The following is a 21,567-nucleotide window of genomic DNA, read 5'->3' as shown; positions in this document are numbered from 1 at the left end:
CCAAGTTTAACAATGTGGAACAGGCGGACACCTTCCTGCTGGGCTTTTAATTCGTGCACCTATCGCTTCGCTATCGATGCAAAAAAACATTTGCTGTTCCCGCTAGAGTCGTCACCTTGCGTTCCAATCAACAATGGGACCATTGAGGGCAAAATTAATAAATGTTCGCTTTAATTATGAGTTTGACTTTATTGTACAAAAAACAAAGCGATTTTTTTGATTAATATCCTGTACGATTTCCACATCTGCTAACGGGAAGGCATTTTGAAGCATTTTTTGGACAGCTGGACCTTGGGCATAGCCAATTTCAAAACCTATGAAACTTGGAGCATTCATTATTTCAGGAAGCTTTTCTGTCATTTTTCTATATAACTGTAGACCATCCTCTGCAGCAAATAGAGCAAGATGTGGTTCATAATCTATCACAGTGTCCGACAAGCTTTCAGCTTCATGTGATCCGATATATGGAGGGTTAGATAGTATAATATCCCATTTTTGATCTGCTATAGGTGCTATTAAATCCCCTTGCTTAAATTCTACTTTCGCCTTTAGGCGTTCAGCATTCTTTTTAGCAACGACCAAAGCTTCAGTGGAAATGTCTGTTGCAGTCACCTCAGCACTTGAAATTTCCTTCTTGACTGTTAAAGCTATAGTACCACTGCCAGTTCCAATATCAGCAATTTTTAATGTTTTATGTTCCTCAAATAACCTAGCGACTCTTTTTTTGACTTCTTCAATCAGTTCTTCTGTCTCTGGTCTTGGAATCAACACATGCTCATTAACTAGAAAATCACGACCATAAAAAGTCTCTTGTCCAGTGATATATTGGAAGGGACGACCAGTTGCGTGTTCTTCTATATAAGCCCAGAAGGTTTGATAGGCTTCTGGAGTTATTTCATCGTATATAGTCATCATTAACTCGGAGTAGTTCTTCTGCAAGACATGCTGCAATAAGTAGCGAGCAACTTCTTTTTCACGTTTATTTTCCTCTAAAAAAGAAGAAGCCCGTGTTAGGGCCTCAAAATTTGTTTTACACATTTGTATCGTTCATTCTCTCTAATTTCTCTGCTTGATCTTCCATTATTAATGCATCGATCACTTCATCCATCTTACCTTCTAGGACCTGATCGAGTTTTTGCAAGGTCAATCCTATGCGGTGATCCGTTACACGATTTTGTGGATAGTTATACGTACGAATACGTTCAGAACGGTCACCAGTTCCTACTGCTGATTTACGTACTGCATCATATTCCGCTTGCGCTTCTTGACGGAATTTATCCGCTACGCGGGCACGCAGAATTTTCATTGCTTTTTCTCTATTTTTGATCTGCGATTTTTCATCTTGCATGGAAACGGTAATTCCTGTAGGTAAATGCGTCATACGAACCGCAGACATTGTTGTATTTACTGATTGTCCCCCAGCACCTGATGAAGCGAATGTATCTACACGAACGTCCTTCTCATGAATATCCACGTCTACTTCCTCTGCTTCAGGTAGTACTGCAACAGTAGCTGTAGAAGTATGAATACGACCGCCAGATTCTGTTTCTGGCACACGTTGTACTCGGTGTGCACCATTTTCATATTTCATTTTTGAGAACGCATTTTTTCCATTAATCATAAAAATGATCTCTTTGAAACCGCCAAGACCAGTTGGATTAGATTCCATAATATCTATTTTCCAACCCTGAGTTTCTGCATATCTGCTATACATGCGGAACAAATTCCCTGCAAATAACGCAGCTTCATCTCCACCAGCAGCCCCTCGAATCTCCATAATAACGTTTTTATCATCATTTGGATCCTTTGGAATCAACAACAGTCTTAGTCGCTCTTCCAATACTTCGATTTGGTCTTCTAATTCACCCACTTCTTCTTTTACCATATCTCGCATATCTGCATCTAGCTTTTCCTCAAGCATTTGCTTCGAGTCTTTATATTGGCTTTTAACTTCTTTGTATTCACGATATGCATCTACAGTGTCTTGCAAATCCGATTGTTCTTTTGAATATTCTCTTAGCTTATTAAGATCATTGACCACTTCTGGATCACTAAGCAATTCATTTAAATTATTGTAACGATCTTCTACCGATTGTAATCGATCAAACATCGAGCTCACCTCGTTCGTTTAAGTCTATATCATTCCTATTATAAAGAAAAAGTAACTTTCTCGCTACTTTTTCTGTAAAGGTTGGTTGGAAGTCTTCCTATTTTTAAGGAAAACTGGGCAAAAAAGACACTTAATCCTCTAAAAACAGAAACGTAGATATGCCGTTGATTGTAGCAAAGGGTAGAAGCTTTCCGTGGGCACGGCTTCAGCCGCTTCGCTCAGTCCAGGGTCTTCAGATCGCGCTATTCCCACTAGAGTCGCCGCCCTGCGCTCCAATCCCCTAGGTCCACTTTAATCAGATAATTGGATATAAAACCACCTAAATATACAAGTTTTATCTTAAAATAAGTAATAATGAAATGAACTCTGTTAAAAGATAATCTACTTGCTTCTTCCATAATAAAATAGTATACCTAATCGGACAGACGGTTTTATCACTAGATTAACTTTAATTGCTCTTCTTATCAAAGCGATAAGCTATGCTATATCTTCGAGTATAGTACTACGCATTATCTTGATTGTAGTGGACGGCGGCGACTCCAGCGGGATGAGTGAGACAGATGAGAGATCACAACGACGCAAAGCGACGGTGATAACTCATCGCTCCCCCCGCGGAGGCCAACAGGAAGTTGGTCACGAAGGCGTTGTGGCCCACAGGATGTGGGTTATGCAATCGTTGCTGCAGGACGCAGCGAACTTAGATTGCCTTCCTTTTGAGAGGTGGCGCTCTTAGCCTTCGTTCCTTTGTAACCGACTGAAACGGAAATCAGTAGTATTATTTAAATCTTTAAGAATTCATACATTCTTTTAAAAATCCACTTCACAGAAAAAAGTGAAGTGGATTTACCGTATCTTAAAGTGGTGGATTACCGTGACATTTTCTGCATACCGGATAGTAGGAGTCGTTGCCGCCTATATGGATTTGTTCGCCAGTGTAAACTGGTTTGCCGTGGTCGTCTACCCGTAGGTTCATGATTGCTTTTTTGTGACAGAACCAGCATATAGTTTTCATTTCTTCAATTTTGTCTGCGTAAATAAGCATGTAACGGCTACCTTCGAAAAGTTCATTTTGGAAGTCATTTTTCAGTCCGAAGCCCATTACCGGAATGTCTAATTCATCGACTATTTTGGTTAGTTGTAGAACATGTTCCTTTGTTAAAAACTGCACCTCGTCAATTAAAACGCAGTATGGCTTTGTGGATTCTGCCTGAACTAATTCAAGTAGGTTCGTTTCATCATAAATAGCTGTTGCTTTCCTTTTCAATCCAATTCTACTAGACACATGACCGACTTCGTCACGAGTATCTATTCCTGGTGTGAATATTAAAACAGGCTTGTTTTGTTCCTCGTAATTATGAGCAACTTTTAAAATTTCGATTGATTTACCACTATTCATTGCTCCATGTTTATAAAATAATTGCGCCATGATTTATCTCCTTGTGTACTATGTATTTCTTCTATTCATTTATAACATACACTTACTGTTATCGGAAATCATATTAGCCTTAAAACAAAAATACCTGTAAAGCATGAAGCCCTACAGGTATTTCGGTATTAGTTTTCTTGGTTTTCTTCTTTAATGCCGTATTTTTTGTTGAAGCGATCCACACGGCCATCAGCTGCTGCGAATTTTTGACGCCCAGTGTAGAATGGGTGACATTCGTTACAGAACTCGACTTTAATGTCATTTTTTACAGAACCAGTTGTGAATGTGTTACCACATGAACATGATACTGTTGCTTCTTTGTAATCGGGATGAATTCCTGCTTTCATCTCTATCTCTCCTCTCGCCCTGAACCATCTGGAACAGAGTTGGTTATGATACTGATACCTTACACGATCCGATTGATGTCAATCGCATATGTAGCAGAAAATTGTGATGTTACGATAAATATAATATCATCTTTGGATATTAAATGCAATTGTTTAGTTTAGAGTGTTACTTTTCCACTGCGATGTGCTTTCATTTCTACAGCTAATTGTTCAAAAAATCCTTCGTTTGTTTTTGATTGGCGAAGTTTTCTTAAGAAACGTTCTGCGAAGTCAGATGAATCGGAGAATGTCTTACGAATTGCCCAAAGTTTGTCCAGTTGTTCTTTGGGAATTAGTAACTCTTCTTTTCTTGTTCCGGATCGACGAATATCGATTGCTGGGAAAATACGACGTTCTGCAAGGCTTCTATCTAAATGAAGTTCTAAGTTACCCGTCCCTTTAAATTCCTCATAAATAACTTCGTCCATACGAGATCCAGTATCAACTAATGCAGTAGCAAGAATTGTTAAGCTTCCACCTTCTTCAATATTGCGTGCTGCTCCAAAGAATCTTTTTGGACGATGGAATGCTGCTGGATCAATACCACCTGACAGTGTACGACCACTTGGCGGAATAACTAAGTTGTACGCACGAGCTAAACGTGTGATGGAGTCCATCAAAATAATCACATCGCGTTTATGTTCAACTAGTCGCATTGCTCTTTCAAGTACGAGCTCTGCCACTTTTACGTGATTTTCTGGAACTTCATCGAATGTAGAGCTTACTACATCAGCTTTAACGGAACGCTCAATATCAGTTACTTCTTCTGGACGCTCATCTATTAATAAAACAATTAGCTCTGCATTTGGATGATTCGTTGTAATTGCGTTGGCAATTTCCTTAATAAGTAATGTTTTACCAGCTTTCGGTGGTGCCACAATCAATCCACGTTGCCCATAACCAACAGGAGCTACCAGATCCATGATGCGAGTCGATAGTTTATCAGGAACTGTTTCCAATACGATATGACGATCTGGATATAAAGGTGTTAACCCTGGAAAATGTACTCTTTCCTTCGCTACCTCTGGATCTTCCCCGTTTACTAATTCTACATGCAGCAGTCCATAATAGCGTTCACTTTCTTTTGGCGGTCGCACTTTACCCGTTACTTTATCCCCGTTTCGCAGATCAAATCTTCTAATTTGAGAAGCAGAGATATAGATGTCTTCTGAACTAGGTGAATAGTTAATCGGACGTAAGAAACCGAAACCCTCTTGTTGAATAATCTCTAGTACGCCTTCCATGAAGAAAAATCCTTCTTGTTCAGCACGAGACTTTAGAATTGCAAAAATAAGTTCTTTTTTTGAAAGTTTACTATATGCGGCTACTTTAAATTTTCGCGCAAGTGCATATAGTTCTTTCAGAGTCATGTTTTCTAACTCATTAATTGTTGTTTGTGTCATATGGAATGCACCACTCTTTATTATATTTTATTGTTTAACTCAATTTGATAATAGTATTGTAAATTATGAAATTCGAATAAGGTTGATCCCCGCTTCAACGCACTTTCATGTTTCGAAGCTAGTGTATCATTGCAGAAACAGGCAGACGGCTTTTCCGTGGGCACGGCTTCAATCACCTCGGACCAACAGGATGTTGGTTACAAAGGAGTCTCCACACGTGACATACTTTGCCTTTTGTTTCTCTTAAACGTTCCTGCTGGGCTTTCAGTTCCTCCTGTACTCACTGGAGAAGCTATCTTAAGCTCCAATCAACAAAATCGAATTTTATAAAAACGAAAAAACAATTATATTATCACGTAAATACTCGTGTTTTTTAATTGAATTAAGTAATTATGAAATTGACTCGTTTTCTAATAATTGAGATGTTGAAGAAAGAAGTTTTATAAGAGGTTACCCGACGTCCTTGGATTGGTCACAGGGTAAAACATAAGGAAAGATTCTTATTTTACATATTTAGACAGTATATACTTATTAATAATTATCTGTCCAGCTTCAGTCTTGCGTACAAAGGAAAAGAACACCTTTATTGAATACTTCTAGCGCTTTTCGAGTGGTCACAGGATGTGCTTCAAACGTTCGGCGCGACACGATGTTGCGAACTTAGTCTGTACTCCTATGTAGGCGCTTACGCTTACTCGCTACCAAGCTCCAGACTTTAAGAAAAGACCTAGGGCGTCTTTTCTTAAAGTCTTCCAGTGTTTTTCACTGCTGAGCGGCATCTGACGCTTTTCTTATAGAACTAAATTTGGTTTTTTATTTAAGCTGTGACGACCTTCAACAAATCGAACTGTACCTGATTTAGCACGCATAACGATAGAATGTGTTGAACTGAAGGCACCTTTGAATTGTACTCCACGAAGAAGTTCTCCATCGGTAACACCTGTTGCCGCAAAAATGGCGTCATCACCTTTAACTAAGTCTTCCATACGTAAAACTTTATTTACGTCAAGACCCATCTTGATGCAACGCGCTAGCTCTGCCTCGTCTTGTGGTACAAGTTTCCCTTGAATTTCTCCACCTAAACATTTTAATCCGACAGCAGATATAACTCCCTCTGGAGCCCCACCCATTCCGAATAAAATATCTACACCTGTATCATCGAATGCTGTATTAATAGCCCCGGCAACATCACCATCTGTAATTAGCTTTATACGTGCTCCAGCTGCTCTAATTTCATCAATGATTTTTTGGTGACGAGGACGGCCTAGAATAGTAGCCACAACATCTTCAATGTTTTTATTTTTTGCACGAGCAACTGCTTTTAGATTATCTAAAACTGATGCGTTAATATCAACTAAACCTACAGATTCAGGCCCTACAGCAAGTTTATCCATATACATATCTGGAGCATGAAGTAAGTTTCCACGATCGGCAACTGCAAGTACCGCAAGTGCATTCCAACCGCCTGACGCTACGATATTTGTACCTTCTAAAGGATCAACTGCGATGTCTACATGAGGACCATCACTTCCAAGACCAAGTTTTTCACCGATATATAACATCGGCGCTTCGTCCATCTCTCCTTCTCCGATTACAACTACGCCTTCCATGGGAATTGTGTCAAAAACTGTACGCATTGCAGTTGTTGCTGCATCATCCGCTTCATTTTTTAACCCTCTACCCATCCAACGTGCAGATGCGATTGCTGCTGCTTCTGTTACTCGAACCAATTCCATTGATAAACTACGTTCCATAATAATATAAGCCTCCAGTTTTGCGATATCCGAATTCCGAACTGTATTTCTTCCTGTACCATTGTAGCATATTTGTCAAATTTAATAAGTGACAATTATCAATAAAATGCATCTATATCACACGAATACAAGAAATCTAACCTTCGACATTGACAATTGCTTTTTCGTTCCAGCATACACAACAATTACGGCTAATTAAAAAGTCACAAGCAAATATATGTGTAACTATTTAGTGCATCCTATATATGTGAATCAAATTATCGATAGAATATTAATCGGTATTTACTTCAATTTCTTTTATTTCTACCCGTCTAATATCTGCACCTAGTCCTTGAAGCTTATCGACTAATGAGCTATACCCACGTTCTATATGAAAAATATCTTGAATTTCAGTTTCCCCATCGGCGATTAACCCCGCAAGAACAAGCGCTGCGCCAGCACGAAGATCACTTGCACGAACGGTAGCAGCTTCTAAGCTTACTGGGCCTGTAATGATTGCTGTTCTTCCATCCACACGACCATTAGCATTCATCCGACGCAGTTCATCGATTTGTTTAAATCGAGCAGAATAAATAGTATCTGTGATTACAGAAGTACCTGTTGCTTGGGTCATCAATACAGAAAAGGGTTGTTGTAAATCAGTCGGGAAACCTGGATATACCAATGTTTTTACGTCGACAGGTAACATTTCTTCCACTTTTGGGATTACAATCTTTTCTTCGTATTCTTCCACCTTCACACCCATTTCGCGAAGCTTGGCAGTTAACGCCTCCACGTGAAAAGGAATCACATTGTCAATGGTCACGCCGTCTCCAGCGACTGCTGCCATTATCATAAATGTGCCGGCTTCAATACGATCGGGAATAATCGTGTGCTTTGTACCATGTAATTCTTCTACACCGTCAATCCGGATAACATTAGTCCCAGCACCCTTGATATTCGCACCCATATTAGATAGTAAAGTTGCTACATCAATAATTTCTGGTTCTTTTGCTGCATTTTCAATAATCGTACGACCTTTTGCTTTAACAGCTGCCAGCATAATATTAATGGTAGCACCTACACTTACAACATCTAAATAGATTTTTGCGCCAACTAAATTTTGCGCACGTAGATAAATAGCTCCATGTTCATTTGACACCGATGCGCCCAATGCTTCGAAGCCTTTAATATGTTGATCTATAGGTCTTGGTCCTAGGTGACAACCGCCAGGTAACCCTATTGCTGCTTTGTTGAATCTTCCAAGCATGGCACCCATCAAATAGTAAGACGCACGAAGTTTCTTAATGTTACCATTCGGAAGAGGCATATCCTCCACATTTGTCGGATCAATCGTCATTGTTCCATTCTCAAATGTTACTTTAGCTCCTACTTCTTCTAAAATTTCTTTTAACGTCCAAACGTCTAAAATTTCTGGTAAACCTTCAATAGTTACAGGGGAATTTGCCAATAAAGAAGCAGGTATAAGTGCTACTGCACTATTTTTTGCACCACTTACTTTAATGGTTCCTTGAAGGCGTTGTCCCCCTTTTATTTTATAAACTTCCATACAGTTCTCCTTCGTCTTGTTACTCGCTTTTACGATTGTTCCAATCCGCTAGAAATCCTTCAATTCCTTTGTCTGTCAAAGGATGATTGAATAGTTGTTTTAGTACCTTTATAGGTGTTGTTGAAATATGTGCACCGTTTAAAGCAGCATCCGTAATATGTTGTGGATGTCTAATTGAAGCTGCAATAATTTCAGTATCGATATTATGAATATCAAAAATCTGTGCAATTTTTGCGATCAATTCCATCCCATCATGACCGATATCGTCTAAACGTCCTAAAAATGGTGATACATAAGTTGCCCCGGCACGTGCAGCAAGCAGTGCTTGGTTAGCACTGAAAATAAGTGTTACATTCGTTTTAATACCTTCAGAACGGAATACAGAACAAGCTTTAAGACCTTCTGGAGTCATCGGTAGTTTTACAGTAATGTTCGGTGCAATGGCAGCAAGTTCTCTACCTTCTTTAATCATACCTTCAGCATCTAGAGCTATTACTTCTGCACTCACTGAACCATCTACTAACGCGGTAATTTCACGAAGGCGATCGTGGAATGAGATATTTTCTTTTGCTACTAGCGATGGATTCGTCGTTACTCCTGATAGAATACCCCATGCGTGTGCTTCTTTTATTTCGTCAAAGTTGGCTGTGTCGATAAAAAATTTCATATGAATAATATCCTCCTCATGATGGAAAAACAGGAGAAGGTTCTTTTGAACACTTCTCCCCTGTAGCTATTTTTCTTACTTATTATTAGGCTTTGTTTGAGCTTCCAAATTCACGCATTTTGCCAATTACTGTTGCTTTAATAGCATCACGTGCAGGTGTCAAATATTTACGTGGATCATATTGCTCTGCATCAGAAGCTAAAAAGTCACGAATCGCTTTAGTTGCAGCAATTTGGTTTTCTGTATTTACATTGATTTTCGCAGTTCCAAGTGAAATAGAACGTGTTATATCATGTGTTGGTATACCTGTTCCACCGTGTAAAACAAGTGGAAGATCAGCAAGTTTTGAAATTTCTTCCATTTCTTTGAAACCTAAGTTTGGTTCTCCTTTATATGGTCCATGAACAGAACCTAAAGCGGGAGCTAAACAGTCGATTGCTGTACGTTTTACAAGCTCTGCACATTCTGCAGGATCAGCGTAAATAACTCCATCCGCAATAACGTCATCTTCTTGTCCGCCAACTGTTCCCAGTTCAGCTTCCACAGAAACATTGCGCGCATGTGCATATTCTACAACTTTAGTTGTAATTTCAACGTTTTCTTCAAACGGATGATGAGAAGCGTCAATCATTACAGATGTGAACCCAGCATCAATTGCTTCTTTACATTTTTCAAAGCTAGAACCATGATCTAAATGAATAGCCACTGGTACGGAAATTTTATAAGACTCGATTAGTCCTTTTACCATATATACGACTGCAACGAAGCCACCCATATATTTTGCAGCACCTTCAGATACACCTAGTATTACTGGTGATTTTTCTTCCTCAGCTGCTAACAGGATTGCTTGTGTGAACTCTAAATTGTTAATGTTAAATTGCCCTACAGCGTATCCTTCTCTTTTCCCTTTTTCCAGCATTTCTTTCATCGAAACTAAAGCCATTGAAATGGACCTCCTCTATTTGCTTTTGCACTCCAAAATTATCTTTATTTCTATTTGACTTACTGCGGACACCAGTAGACTGAAGTAGGAATTTCCCTGTGTAAAACAAGCAACAGCAGTCCTATGTAGTAACTAAATGGTATCTTCTACTTTCTTCCTACATCATAACAAAAACAGGCGATGTTTTCCACTGCCTGCTGTTCCAACTTATTTCAGGAGATTATTAACAGAATCTCTTAGTTCAAAAACATCAAATGGCTTAGTGAAATAAAGAGAGGCTCCTAATCTCTGTGCTTGTTCTATGAAATTCAACTCTCCGTATGCGGTCATCATCATGACGGGGAGATCGCTCCATTGTTCTTTGATTAATTTTAGAATTTGAATTCCATCCATACCTGGGATTTTCATATCTAGTAAAACTCCATCAATTTTGTGCTCATTTATAAGTTCTAAAGCTTCATACCCATTTGCTGCTAAACTGACTTCATATCCTTCTTGTGTAAACACTTCTTTCAACAATAATCGTATTCCTAACTGATCATCCACTATTAAGATATGTTTCATGACATGCAAACCCTTTCTTTATTAATCCCATATTGTATTATACGATATCGGCTAGTGCTTTCCCTCTTTTTTTTAAAAAAATTTCCATTTCTTTCTGTTTTATTACCCACAAAAAAGTAATAGCATACGGAATGACAAACTTTGTTTTATAATAAATGAGAGGTGAATTACGATGAAAATGTTAACAACGCAACTTTCTGGATTAATGCAAAGAATCTCTAGTTCAGAGGAAGAAAGTATTGAGGAAACTGCTCGTCTACTTGCACAAGCCGCTGCTAGAGAGGGAACAGTTTTTTTCGCTACTTTTGGAGAAATGAAAAGTATTTCGATTAATGCACAACTTGCAGCTGAGCCTTTTCCATCAATGCAAACCTGGTTACCCGAAATCGAACTAACTAGCACTGACCGTGTCTGGATTCTTACTCGTTCCTGTTATGACGAAGAAGCTTTAGCCTTAGCTAAAAAATTGAGTGAGGAATATATTCCTTTTGGTGCATTAGCAGCAGAACCAGAAGGCCATGATAATAAGCTAGCTGATCTTGCCTATACATATATTTCAACAAAACTCACAAAAGGACTCCTTCCCGCCGAAGATGGAACCCGTATTGTGCTCCCCCATGCTTTAAGTGGTTTATTTGTATACGAAGCAGTAAAGATGAAGTTAAACGAGATGTTAATAGGTGAATAGTTCACAAAAACGCCTAAAGAGTTTTTTCTTTAGGCGTTTCTTTGTATAGTTTTCCCATTTCGCAAGTATTTACAACTTCAGCGCTAGTATTGTTAAATCAAACGCAAGTAAGGAAGTTCTGAGAGCAAATATTTTCTCGTTGAAAGCAAGTAAACAATAGTTGTAAGCAAGTAAAGCTTTTGACTATTGTAGGAATTGTATATTGTTTAATTTATTTTTAGAAATATAAGATGTACACATTCAATGCGCATGAGGAAGAAGAATGAGACTATTAAAATGGGATGAAGATGCGCATACCTAGCTAGTGGTAACATGAGAAAATCATATACATTATCATTTACTTGCGGTGTCGTTTCGTTTACTTGCTTACATTAGAAATTTACTTGCTGTCCTACGTTAGATACTTGCTTTCCTTCTTCATTTACTTGCTCTTTATGAAGATTTACTTGAGAAATGGAAATTTCATACAATCAAACTCAATTCTTTTGGAGGCTAATGCGTACTTGTGGCAGCACACATTCGTCCAGAATATACAGAATCTGTTAACCAATTAACTGAGTAAGTAAAAAAAGAGGATTACTCATTAACATGAGTAATCCTCTTTTATAATCTATATTGGCACTTCTGCTTTTCGTAGCTAAACGGCGCCCTCCACATTGCTAGATTGGCCAGTTACAGCGCCTAGCACCTCGAGTCGTTTCAGAATACCCTATAAAGTCAAAGGACGCCTTTACCGTTATTCTTCCAACGCTTGCTCCTGCGCAAAGTTCGTCGCAGAAGAACGTTGTCGGGGCTGACATAGGCGCTTCCGCTTTTCTACTTTGTCCAGTTCCAGACTCCAGCTGCTCGATCGCTTCAGACTTTTAGTTAAGGCAAAATACGCCTTTCCTTTCAAGTCCTCCAGCGCTTTTCGCAGCTAAACGGCGTCTTTCACATTTCTAGATTGGCCAGCTATAGCGCCTAGCACCTCGAGTCGTTTCAGAATACCGGATAAAGGCAAAGGCCGCCTTTACCGTTATTCTTCCAACGCTTATCGGTGCTGACATAGGCGCTTACGTTTTTCTACTCACCAACTGATGCTTTGATGAAGTCGCGGAATAGTGGTTGTGGACGTTGTGGACGCGACACAAATTCCGGGTGGAACTGAGAAGCTACGAAGAATGGGTGATCTGGTAGCTCGATGATTTCGATTAGGCGACCATCTGGGCTTGTACCAGAGAACACAAATCCTGCTGCTTCGAATTGCTCACGGTACTCGTTGTTGAACTCGTAACGATGACGATGACGTTCGTATACAAGTTCTTCTCCGTATGCTTGATGAGCTTTTGAACCTGGCGTTAATTTACATGGATATAATCCTAAACGAAGTGTTCCTCCAAGGTCCTCTACATCTTTTTGTTCTGGCAATAAATCGATAATAGAATGCGGAGTTGTTGGATCTAACTCTGTAGAATGTGCTCCTTGAAGTTCTAGAATAGAACGTGCAAATTCAACTGTTGCCAATTGCATACCTAAACAAATACCTAAGAATGGCACATTGTTTTCGCGCGCAAATTTAGTAGCAGCAATCTTTCCTTCTACTCCACGGTCTCCGAATCCACCAGGGACAAGAATTCCGTCTACATCGCCAAGGATTCCCCCAACATTTGCTTCATTCACTTCTTCAGCATTTACCCATTTCACTTCAACGTCTGCATCAAATTTGTAGCCAGCATGTTTCATTGCTTCTACTACTGAAATGTATGCATCTTGAAGCTCTACGTATTTACCAACTAAACCAATACGAACTTTTTTCGACAATGATTTTACTTGGTCTACTAAGCCGATCCAATCTGTCATATCTGCTTCAGGTGTTTGAAGTTTGAAATGATCCACTACAATTTGATCTAAATGTTGTGCCTGTAAATTTAATGGGATTTCATATAAAGAATCCGCATCAATACATTCAATTACTTCTTCTGGTTTAATATCACAGAAAAGCCCGATTTTATCTTTCATATCTTGAGGAACTGGCATTTCCGAACGAAGTACAATTACGTTTGGTTGAATACCTAGACTACGCAATTCTTTAACACTATGTTGTGTCGGTTTTGTTTTCATTTCTCCTGCAGCTTTGATGAATGGCACTAAAGTACAGTGAATATACATTACATTATCGCTACCAACGTCACGTTTCATTTGACGGATAGTTTCTAGGAATGGAAGAGATTCGATATCTCCTACTGTTCCACCGATTTCAGTAATAACGATATCTGCATGCGTTTCTTTTGCAGCTAAGAATAAACGCTCTTTGATTTCATTTGTAATATGTGGAATTACTTGAACTGTTCCACCATTATAATCTCCACGACGCTCTTTTCTTAATACAGATGAGTACACTTTACCTGTTGTAATATTAGAGTATTTGTTCAAGTTGATGTCGATAAAACGCTCGTAGTGACCTAAATCTAAATCTGTTTCTGCTCCATCATCTGTTACGAAAACCTCTCCGTGTTGATATGGACTCATTGTTCCAGGATCTAAGTTGATGTAAGGATCGAATTTTTGGATCGTTACGTTTAGTCCTCTATTTTTTAATAAACGACCAAGTGAAGCAGCCGTGATCCCTTTGCCAAGTGAAGATACAACCCCACCAGTAACAAAAATAAATTTAGTCATTATGTGTTCCTCCTAATGTAATATCTAGTCCTCCACCACAACCGATGAGAACATTGTCTTATTTAGTATGCGTTAAACATTCAAATAAATAAGAGTGTAGCAATAACAAAAAAACGCTCCGCCTGCTTCTTCGCAGGGGAGCGCATATGCACATGAGTAATGTCTCTTCAAAAAGAGCCCAATAAAATCTTATAGCGTTTAAGAAAATAAGTCAAGAATTATTCTTCGTCTTCTTCGTCTAATTCCTCATCGATTTCAAACTCATCATCGTCTTCATCGATTAAGTCTTCTTCAATCACTTCATCAATGTCTTCTTCTACAAATTCGATAACTGGTTCGTCGTCATCGTCATCGTCCTCATCGTCATCTTCTACAAACTCGTCGAATTCTTCTTCGAATACGATTTCGTCCTCATCTAAATCTTCTAAATCATCATCTACTACCTTATCTTTCTTTTTACGAACTTTTACGGTAGGCGCTGATTCTTCTTCAATTTGTTCTACTGGATACCATTCTCTAAGGCCCCATTGGTTTTCAGCAATTGCCAAAAAGCGCCCATCAATATTCATATCTGTATAGAATTGAGGTTTGCGAGAAGCCATTTCCTCATCAGTAAGCCCATTATAATGTTGAATGTCATCAAATAATTCTTTTAATGTTAATGAGTTTTTTTTATCTTCTAAAATCGCAAATGCTAGATCGATTAACGATTCTTCTTGTAGTTGTGTTGTTGTCATTTCACGAAATTTCAAATCGTGCACGTCCTTTCTATGTTCGTTTGCATACTTTTCATTATATACACACAAGTATGTTATATGCTACATTCATTTATTCTTTTTGAAAAGAGAAATTTTACTTCCTACAACAGTAAACAAATAAAACGATATTAAAAGCAATGGAATTGAGGCTAGTTGTTTGTTATATAGAAAAATAGTAAGTAGTAAGAGAATTATAATGACCAAAATGTGAACAGGTTTTTTCATCCAACTTCTCCTTTACTACATACTAGGTATATTATACAAAAAAATAGGAAAAAAGTGTTCCGATATTCATCGGAACACTAAACTTTATTTTTCTGTAACCAATCTTTTACATATTTCGACGATATTGTCCGCCAACTTCATACAAAGCATGCGTGATTTGACCAAGACTTGCCTTTTGAACAGTTGTCATTAACTCTTCAAAAATGTTACCGCCAGTAACAGCAACTTGCTTCAAGCGAGCAAGAGCTTCTTCTGCCTCAGCTTCATTTTTTTGTTGGAAATTTCGAAGATTGCTTATTTGTGTTTCTTTTTCTTCTTTTGTTGCGCGGGCAATTTCCATATTATTAATATCCTCTTCGGAAGCAGGATTAGGATTTAAATAAGTATTTACCCCGATAATAGGCAGCTCGCCAGTATGTTTTTTCATCTCGTAGTGCATAGATTCTTCTTGAATCTTTCCTCTTTGGTATTGCGTTTCCATTGCACCAAGTACACCACCACGGTCATTAATACGATCGAATTCAGATAGAACAGCTTCTTCTACTAGGTCTGTCATTTCTTCTACAATGAAAGCACCTTGTAGAGGATTTTCATTTTTCGAAAGTCCATGCTCCTTTGTAATAATCATCTGAATCGCCATTGCACGACGGACTGATTCTTCTGTAGGAGTTGTAATTGCCTCATCATAAGCATTCGTATGAAGCGAATTACAGTTATCTTGAAGTGCCATCAATGCTTGTAACGTCGTACGAATGTCGTTAAAGTCAATTTCTTGAGCGTGTAAGCTTCTACCAGATGTTTGTACATGGTATTTCAGCTTTTGACTGCGTTCATTTGCGCCATATTTGTCACGCATTACAACTGCCCAAATACGACGAGCAACGCGTCCAATAACAGTATACTCTGGATCCAATCCATTCGAGAAGAAGAACGATAAGTTAGGTGCAAAGTCATCTATATGCATGCCGCGGCTTAAATAGTACTCTACATAAGTAAAGCCATTCGACAGCGTGAATGCCAGTTGCGAAATTGGGTTTGCCCCTGCTTCTGCAATATGATACCCCGAAATAGACACTGAATAATAATTACGAACCTTTTGGTCAATAAAATATTGTTGAATATCCCCCATCATTCGAAGTGCAAATTCCGTTGAGAAAATACATGTATTTTGACCTTGATCCTCTTTCAATATATCTGCTTGAACAGTTCCTCGAACAACCTGTAATGTAGTAGTCTTAACCTGTGTAAACTCATCTACAGTAAGTGTACGTCCCAGTTCTTCTTCCTTTAGATGTACTTGCTGATCAATCGCTGTATTCATGAACATCGCTAGAATAATTGGAGCTGGACCATTTATCGTCATTGAAACAGATGTAGAAGGTGCACATAAGTCAAAGCCATCATATAACTTCTTCATATCCTCTAATGTACAAATACTAACACCAGACTCTCCAACTTTTCCGTATATATCCGGACGATGATCAGGATCTTCTCCATATAGTGTCACCGAGTCAAATGCAGTCGATAAGCGTTTCGCATCGTCATCCTTCGATAAATAATGGAAACGACGATTTGTTCGTTCAGGTGTTCCTTCTCCTGCAAATTGACGTTTCGGGTCTTCTCCTTCTCGTTTAAACGGAAAAACACCTGCCGTATAAGGAAATGAACCTGGTACATTTTCTTTATATACCCAGCGTAAAATTTCTCCAAAGTCTACGAATTGAGGAAGTACTATTTTGGGAATTTTTATTCCTGATAAGCTTTCTGTACGAAGAATTGTACGAATCTCTTTATCTCGAATCTTTGTGATAAATTCGTCCCCAGTATAAGCTTCTTTTAAAGTAGCCCAGTTTTCTAGAATACGTTTAGATTCTGCAGTCAGTTCATCCCGAACACCTGTAGCTAATGATTCGAGAGATTGGACTAGTACGTCGTCTGAAGCTTTTTCCTTCACTTGCTCGATTGCACCTTCAAGCTGGAAAAGTCTTCTTGCAAAGCCAACCTGTTCTTCAGACTTGCGATGATATCCTCGGACAGCATCCGTAATTTCACGTAAGTAATAGCGGCGATCATTCGGTATGATAACGTTCTGCTTTTGTGTTTTCACAAATTGGTCGTAAGATGTCTCCCAGGCAGATCCTGTCTTTTCATTTAACGTAGCAACAAGTGCTGCAAATAATGAATTTGTTCCTTTATCATTAAACTGACTTGCAATGGTTCCATAAACAGGCATCGTATCTAGATCATCATGCCAAAGCTCTCGACTACGTTGATATTGCTTTTGCACTTGGCGAAGTGCATCTTCTGACCCTTTACGCTCAAATTTATTGATAACGATTAAATCAGCATAGTCAATCATGTCTATTTTCTCTAATTGAGAAGGTGCTCCGAACTCGCTGGTCATTACATACATCGATACATCCGATACATTTGTAATTTCCGCATCCCCTTGTCCGATTCCACTAGTTTCTACAATAATCATGTCATAACCAGCAACTCTTACAACGTCTAATACATCAGCTAGTGCTCCTGATAATTCTGTACGTGAGCCTCTAGTAGCTAGACTTCTCATAAATACACGCTTGTTGAATATTGCATTCATACGAATTCGGTCTCCCAGTAGGGCCCCACCTGTTTTTTGCTTTGTTGGATCAATAGATAGAACAGCAATTTTTTTATCTGGAAGCTCTTGTAGGAAACGGCGAATTAATTCATCAGTGAGCGAACTTTTTCCCGCTCCACCAGTACCTGTAATACCAAGTACTGGAGTACCTTTGGATAATTGCTTTGCTTGCTTTAGCATTTCAACCGCTTCTTCATTATGCGTTTGATGTGCCTCTTCTGCTACGGTGATTAAATGGGCAAGTACCTCTGGATTCTCCGTAGTAACGTTTGCAATTTCTTCTTTTACCCCATTTGGTTCTGTTGCTACATCACATTCCATTAGGATTTGATTGATCATTCCTTGTAATCCTAATTTACGGCCATCCTCTGGTGAGAAAATGCCGGAAATACCATATTCTTGTAGTTCTTTTATTTCTTTCGGAATAATTACTCCGCCGCCCCCGCCAAAAATACGGATATGTGGCGCACCACGCTCGACGAGTAAGTCTTTCATATATTTAAAATACTCAACATGCCCTCCTTGATAGGAAGATATGGCGATTCCTTGTACATCCTCTTGAATTGCAGCATTTACTACTTCCTCTACAGAGCGGTTGTGTCCTAGATGAATAACCTCTGCTCCGCTAGCCTGTAAAATGCGACGCATTATATTAATGGATGCATCATGTCCATCAAAAAGACTGGATGCTGTAACGAATCGCACATGATTTTTTGGACGATATACTTCTACAGTAGACATGCTGATATTCCCCCTTGTTTGTATGTGAACGTGTTTGTTTTATTTCATCCCATGAAGTAATAATTCGATTTGTAGCTCTGTGAATTGGTCAATCGTATATTCCTTGCGCAGTGCCCATCTTCTGAATGCCCACATTTGTCCTTGAACGACTAATGTATGTGCGTAAAGATGTGCCTGTGCGTCTGTTAATTCAAGTTCCCGTGCTTGAATACAGCCAATAATTATTTTATGGAAGATTTCGACCATTTCTAATTCTTTCGCTAGTACATATTCCAGCGCACCTTTTGGGAGTGACTTAGATTCTTGATACATAACTACGAACTCGTCTGACATATCATCGATTACGCCGTAGTAGTGACGGATCGCTGTTTTTAAGTCTTCTGCAGTACCATTTTCTAAAGTAATTTGCGACAATCTGTTGTGCACTTCATTGTAAATACTGTCACAAACCAGATAGAGAACGTCTTCCTTTGTACGAATATATTCATACAAAGTCCCTATACTAAAGCCAGCCTCTTTAGCTATTTCTCTTGTAGTTGCGCGGTGAAACCCTTTTTCTTTGAATAAAGTAACGGCTGCACGAATCATTTGCTCTCTTCTTTTTTCAATAAGATTCTCATCTTTCACCGATGTCTTTACTTCATGTTTCTTTTCCATAGACATCGATTACTTAGTTAACATACGAGAAATTACTAATCTTTGAATTTCTTGTGTTCCTTCGTAAATTTGCGTAATTTTTGCATCGCGCATATAACGTTCTACCGGATAATCTTTCGTATAACCGTATCCGCCAAATACTTGAACAGCTTCAGTTGTTACCTTCATCGCTGTATCACCAGCCATCAGTTTAGCCATTGCCGACTCTTTGCCATATGGTAGACCATTTGACTCTAACCAAGCAGCTTGATATGTAAGTAAACGAGATGCTTCTATTGATGTTGCCATATCTGCAAGCTTGAAAGATACCCCTTGGTTTGCAACGATCGGTTTACCAAATTGAACACGTTCTTTCGCGTAATTTACCGATGCATCTAGTGCACCTTGTGCAATTCCTACAGCCTGTGCAGCAATGCCATTTCGTCCGCCATCTAATGTTTTCATAGCGATAATGAACCCTTGCCCCTCTTCACCAAGAAGATTTTCTTTAGGAATGCGGCAATTATCGAAAATAATTTCAGTAGTTGGAGACGAACGAATTCCTAATTTTTTCTCTTTTTTACCAACAGAGAATCCTGGGAAATCTGCTTCTACGATAAATGCACTAGTTCCTTTATGCTTGGATTCAGGATCTGTTACTGCAAAGACAACGTATATGTCAGCAATTCCACCATTCGTAATAAATATTTTAGAGCCATTTAATACATAATGATTGCCATCTAATTTTGCAGTAGTTTTCATACCGCCTGCATCTGAACCAGAACCTGCTTCAGTTAAACCATACCCACCAATTTTTGAACCTTCAGCCATTGGACGAAGATACTTTTGTTTTTGCTCTTCATTGCCATATTTGAAAATCGGCCAACCTGCAAGCGATGTATGTGCAGATAAAGTTACGCCTGTAGACGCACAAACGCGTGAAAGCTCTTCTACAGCGATACAATATGCAAGATAATCGGAACCGATTCCACCGTACTCTTCAGGCCAAGGAATTCCTGTTAAACCTAACTCAGCCATTTTGTCGAAAATCTCACGGTCAAAACGTTCCTCTTCGTCTCGTTCTGCAGCTGTTGGCGCTACTTCATTTTCTGCAAAGTCTCTTACCATTTTACGAATCATTTCATGTTCTTCCGAAAGTTGAAAATTCATTGTATATCCCGCCTTTTTTGGTTTAAGTTTGGTTGTTTTTTGGAGCAACTTGATGGGTCTCTCGGATTCTTATGTTCTTCCGAAAATCTCTATTTTATAGAATAGAATTGCTTTTCAAATTTTAGTTTAATGAGTTAAGTGCTTCGCGATCACGATGCGTTGAATTTCACTTGTGCCCTCGTAAATTTCGGTGATTTTTGCGTCACGGAAATAACGTTCTACTGGGTAATCCTCTGTATAGCCATAACCACCAAATACTTGAACTGCTTCAATCGCAACGTCTACTGCTGTTTTGGAAGCGAATAGTTTTGCCATCGATGCTTCTTTGCCGCAAGGAAGTCCTTGTTCACGAAGGCTAGCTGCGCGGTAGACTAGTAATCTTGCTGCTTCCACTGCAGTTCCCATGTCAGCAAGCTTGAACCCTCCCCCTTGATTCGCTGCGATTGGTTTACCGAACTGCACACGCTCTTTTGCGTATCCAACAGCGGCTTCGAAAGCAGCTTCTGCAATTCCTAGTGCTTGTGTTGCAATTCCAATACGCCCGGTGTTTAGGTTGGCCATTGCTATTTTAAAGCCTTCACCTTCTTCACCAAGTCTGTTTTCAACTGGTATTTTCATATCTTCAAATGTAAGCTGGACAGTTCTAGATCCGTGGAGACCCATTTTTTGTTCGTCTTTTCCAACGATGAATCCTGGTGTATCCTTCTCGACTATAAATGCCGTAATACCTCTTGAACCTAGTGATGAATCAGTCGATGCAAAAACAATATTTACATCTGCTTCTCCGCCATTTGTAATAAATACTTTAGAGCCGTTTAATACATAGTAGTCATCTTTTTTGACAGCTTTTGTTTTCAAAGCGCCTGCATCAGATCCCGCAGATGGCTCCGTCAAGCAAAACGCGCCTAAATATTCACCAGTCGCAAGCTTCGGAATGTATTTCTCTTTTTGTTGTTCATTACCAAAATATAATATTGGATTTGTTCCAACTGAAGTATGAACGGAAAGTATTACCCCTATTACCGCACTCACTTTTGAAAGTTCGTTAATTGCAATTACATAGCTTGTAAAATCCATTTCAGAGCCACCATATTGTTCTGGAACGGTGATGCCCATCAAGCCTAGTTCTCCCATTTTTTTCAAAATATCTCGTGGGAACTCTCCCTGCTCCATTTGTTCAATAAAAGGTTCAATTTCTGTTTTAGCAAAATCCCTGACCATGTTGCGCATCATTAGTTGTTCTTCAGTAAATTTTAATTCCATCTT

17 protein-coding genes are annotated in these 21,567 nt (G+C 39.0%); 1 reads left to right on the top strand and 16 read right to left on the bottom strand.

What is annotated here, in order from left to right; translation table 11 throughout:
* Positions 1-174: 174 nt before the first annotated feature.
* The 10 genes from prmC to MKY60_RS03465 all read right to left on the bottom strand — a co-directional run bounded on the left by prmC (position 175) and on the right by MKY60_RS03465 (position 10,802).
* Entirely contained in the window at positions 175-1,038 is an 864-nt protein-coding gene (prmC, locus tag MKY60_RS03510; RefSeq protein WP_241595139.1) for a peptide chain release factor N(5)-glutamine methyltransferase, read from the bottom strand.
* The gene (gene prfA, locus MKY60_RS03505) at positions 1,031-2,110 is read right to left on the bottom strand and encodes a peptide chain release factor 1 (RefSeq protein ID WP_090565648.1); all 1,080 of its coding nucleotides are present in this window, start codon (positions 2,108-2,110) and stop codon (positions 1,031-1,033) included. Before prfA ends, prmC begins: the two co-directional genes overlap by 8 nt.
* Positions 2,111-2,963: 853 nt before the next feature.
* On the bottom strand, positions 2,964-3,536 hold the full coding sequence (locus tag MKY60_RS03500) for a thymidine kinase (protein WP_241595137.1): 573 nt from the start codon (positions 3,534-3,536) through the stop codon (positions 2,964-2,966).
* 128 nt (positions 3,537-3,664) lie between these two features.
* Entirely contained in the window at positions 3,665-3,883 is a 219-nt protein-coding gene (rpmE, locus tag MKY60_RS03495) for a 50S ribosomal protein L31 (protein ID WP_090565653.1), read from the bottom strand.
* Between the two features lie 158 nt (positions 3,884-4,041).
* Complete coding sequence (rho, locus tag MKY60_RS03490) at positions 4,042-5,325, bottom strand: transcription termination factor Rho (protein WP_090565655.1); 1,284 nt, start codon at positions 5,323-5,325, stop codon at positions 4,042-4,044.
* A gap of 791 nt (positions 5,326-6,116) precedes the next feature.
* Positions 6,117-7,079 carry a class II fructose-bisphosphatase gene (gene glpX, locus MKY60_RS03485; RefSeq protein ID WP_090565657.1) on the bottom strand — a complete coding sequence of 321 codons (963 nt, stop codon included), beginning with the start codon at positions 7,077-7,079 and terminating at the stop codon, positions 6,117-6,119.
* A gap of 271 nt (positions 7,080-7,350) precedes the next feature.
* Positions 7,351-8,628, bottom strand: a complete 1,278-nt coding sequence (locus tag MKY60_RS03480; RefSeq protein ID WP_090565659.1) for a UDP-N-acetylglucosamine 1-carboxyvinyltransferase — start codon at positions 8,626-8,628, stop codon at positions 7,351-7,353.
* Between the two features lie 19 nt (positions 8,629-8,647).
* On the bottom strand, positions 8,648-9,295 hold the full coding sequence (gene fsa / locus MKY60_RS03475; RefSeq protein WP_090565661.1) for a fructose-6-phosphate aldolase: 648 nt from the start codon (positions 9,293-9,295) through the stop codon (positions 8,648-8,650).
* Between the two features lie 85 nt (positions 9,296-9,380).
* A complete protein-coding gene (locus MKY60_RS03470) occupies positions 9,381-10,238 on the bottom strand; it encodes a class II fructose-bisphosphate aldolase (RefSeq protein WP_090565664.1) in 858 nt (285 codons plus the stop codon).
* Positions 10,239-10,445: 207 nt separating this feature from the next.
* Positions 10,446-10,802 carry a response regulator gene (locus MKY60_RS03465; protein ID WP_090565666.1) on the bottom strand — a complete coding sequence of 119 codons (357 nt, stop codon included), beginning with the start codon at positions 10,800-10,802 and terminating at the stop codon, positions 10,446-10,448.
* 172 nt (positions 10,803-10,974) lie between these two features.
* Between MKY60_RS03465 and MKY60_RS03460 the strand changes: the two genes are divergently transcribed.
* Positions 10,975-11,490, top strand: coding sequence for a DUF2529 family protein (locus MKY60_RS03460; RefSeq protein ID WP_241595133.1), 516 nt, complete (start codon positions 10,975-10,977; stop codon positions 11,488-11,490).
* Between the two features lie 1,062 nt (positions 11,491-12,552).
* On the opposite strand, the gene MKY60_RS03455 is transcribed toward MKY60_RS03460, so the two are convergent.
* The 6 genes from MKY60_RS03455 to MKY60_RS03430 form a co-directional block, all read right to left on the bottom strand.
* Positions 12,553-14,148 carry a CTP synthase gene (locus tag MKY60_RS03455; protein WP_090565671.1) on the bottom strand — a complete coding sequence of 532 codons (1,596 nt, stop codon included), beginning with the start codon at positions 14,146-14,148 and terminating at the stop codon, positions 12,553-12,555.
* Positions 14,149-14,366: 218 nt separating this feature from the next.
* The gene (gene rpoE, locus MKY60_RS03450; RefSeq protein ID WP_241595131.1) at positions 14,367-14,900 is read right to left on the bottom strand and encodes a DNA-directed RNA polymerase subunit delta; all 534 of its coding nucleotides are present in this window, start codon (positions 14,898-14,900) and stop codon (positions 14,367-14,369) included.
* Between the two features lie 337 nt (positions 14,901-15,237).
* Positions 15,238-18,495, bottom strand: a complete 3,258-nt coding sequence (gene icmF / locus MKY60_RS03445) for a fused isobutyryl-CoA mutase/GTPase IcmF (RefSeq protein WP_340928585.1) — start codon at positions 18,493-18,495, stop codon at positions 15,238-15,240.
* A gap of 39 nt (positions 18,496-18,534) precedes the next feature.
* Positions 18,535-19,152: a TetR/AcrR family transcriptional regulator gene (locus MKY60_RS03440; RefSeq protein WP_093493806.1), complete on the bottom strand. Its 618-nt coding sequence runs from the start codon at positions 19,150-19,152 to the stop codon at positions 18,535-18,537.
* A gap of 9 nt (positions 19,153-19,161) precedes the next feature.
* Positions 19,162-20,301 (bottom strand): acyl-CoA dehydrogenase, encoded by a 1,140-nt coding sequence (locus tag MKY60_RS03435; RefSeq protein ID WP_340928584.1) that lies wholly within the window; start codon positions 20,299-20,301, stop codon positions 19,162-19,164.
* Positions 20,302-20,427: 126 nt separating this feature from the next.
* Positions 20,428-21,564, bottom strand: a complete 1,137-nt coding sequence (locus MKY60_RS03430; RefSeq protein WP_340928583.1) for an acyl-CoA dehydrogenase — start codon at positions 21,562-21,564, stop codon at positions 20,428-20,430.
* Positions 21,565-21,567: the final 3 nt, after the last annotated feature.

The organism is Psychrobacillus sp. FSL K6-1415 (assembly GCF_038003185.1).
Classification (GTDB): domain Bacteria; phylum Bacillota; class Bacilli; order Bacillales_A; family Planococcaceae; genus Psychrobacillus; species Psychrobacillus psychrodurans.
This window is presented reverse-complemented; position numbering and strand designations above follow the sequence as displayed.

Bases quoted from the DNA above. Each gene is read 5' to 3' on its own strand.
- rpmE (WP_090565653.1), bottom strand. From the start codon at position 3,883: ATGAAAGCAGGAATTCATCCCGATTACAAAGAAGCAACAGTATCATGT.
- MKY60_RS03470 (WP_090565664.1), bottom strand. From the start codon at position 10,238: ATGGCTTTAGTTTCGATGAAAGAAATGCTGGAAAAAGGGAAAAGAGAA.
- MKY60_RS03500 (WP_241595137.1), bottom strand. From the start codon at position 3,536: ATGGCGCAATTATTTTATAAACATGGAGCAATGAATAGTGGTAAATCA.
- prmC (WP_241595139.1), bottom strand. From the start codon at position 1,038: ATGTGTAAAACAAATTTTGAGGCCCTAACACGGGCTTCTTCTTTTTTA.
- MKY60_RS03435 (WP_340928584.1), bottom strand. From the start codon at position 20,301: ATGAATTTTCAACTTTCGGAAGAACATGAAATGATTCGTAAAATGGTA.
- MKY60_RS03465 (WP_090565666.1), bottom strand. From the start codon at position 10,802: ATGAAACATATCTTAATAGTGGATGATCAGTTAGGAATACGATTATTG.
- glpX (WP_090565657.1), bottom strand. From the start codon at position 7,079: ATGGAACGTAGTTTATCAATGGAATTGGTTCGAGTAACAGAAGCAGCA.
- fsa (WP_090565661.1), bottom strand. From the start codon at position 9,295: ATGAAATTTTTTATCGACACAGCCAACTTTGACGAAATAAAAGAAGCA.
- MKY60_RS03455 (WP_090565671.1), bottom strand. From the start codon at position 14,148: ATGACTAAATTTATTTTTGTTACTGGTGGGGTTGTATCTTCACTTGGC.
- MKY60_RS03460 (WP_241595133.1), top strand. From the start codon at position 10,975: ATGAAAATGTTAACAACGCAACTTTCTGGATTAATGCAAAGAATCTCT.
- MKY60_RS03430 (WP_340928583.1), bottom strand. From the start codon at position 21,564: ATGGAATTAAAATTTACTGAAGAACAACTAATGATGCGCAACATGGTC.
- icmF (WP_340928585.1), bottom strand. From the start codon at position 18,495: ATGTCTACTGTAGAAGTATATCGTCCAAAAAATCATGTGCGATTCGTT.
- MKY60_RS03480 (WP_090565659.1), bottom strand. From the start codon at position 8,628: ATGGAAGTTTATAAAATAAAAGGGGGACAACGCCTTCAAGGAACCATT.
- MKY60_RS03440 (WP_093493806.1), bottom strand. From the start codon at position 19,152: ATGGAAAAGAAACATGAAGTAAAGACATCGGTGAAAGATGAGAATCTT.
- rho (WP_090565655.1), bottom strand. From the start codon at position 5,325: ATGACACAAACAACAATTAATGAGTTAGAAAACATGACTCTGAAAGAA.
- prfA (WP_090565648.1), bottom strand. From the start codon at position 2,110: ATGTTTGATCGATTACAATCGGTAGAAGATCGTTACAATAATTTAAAT.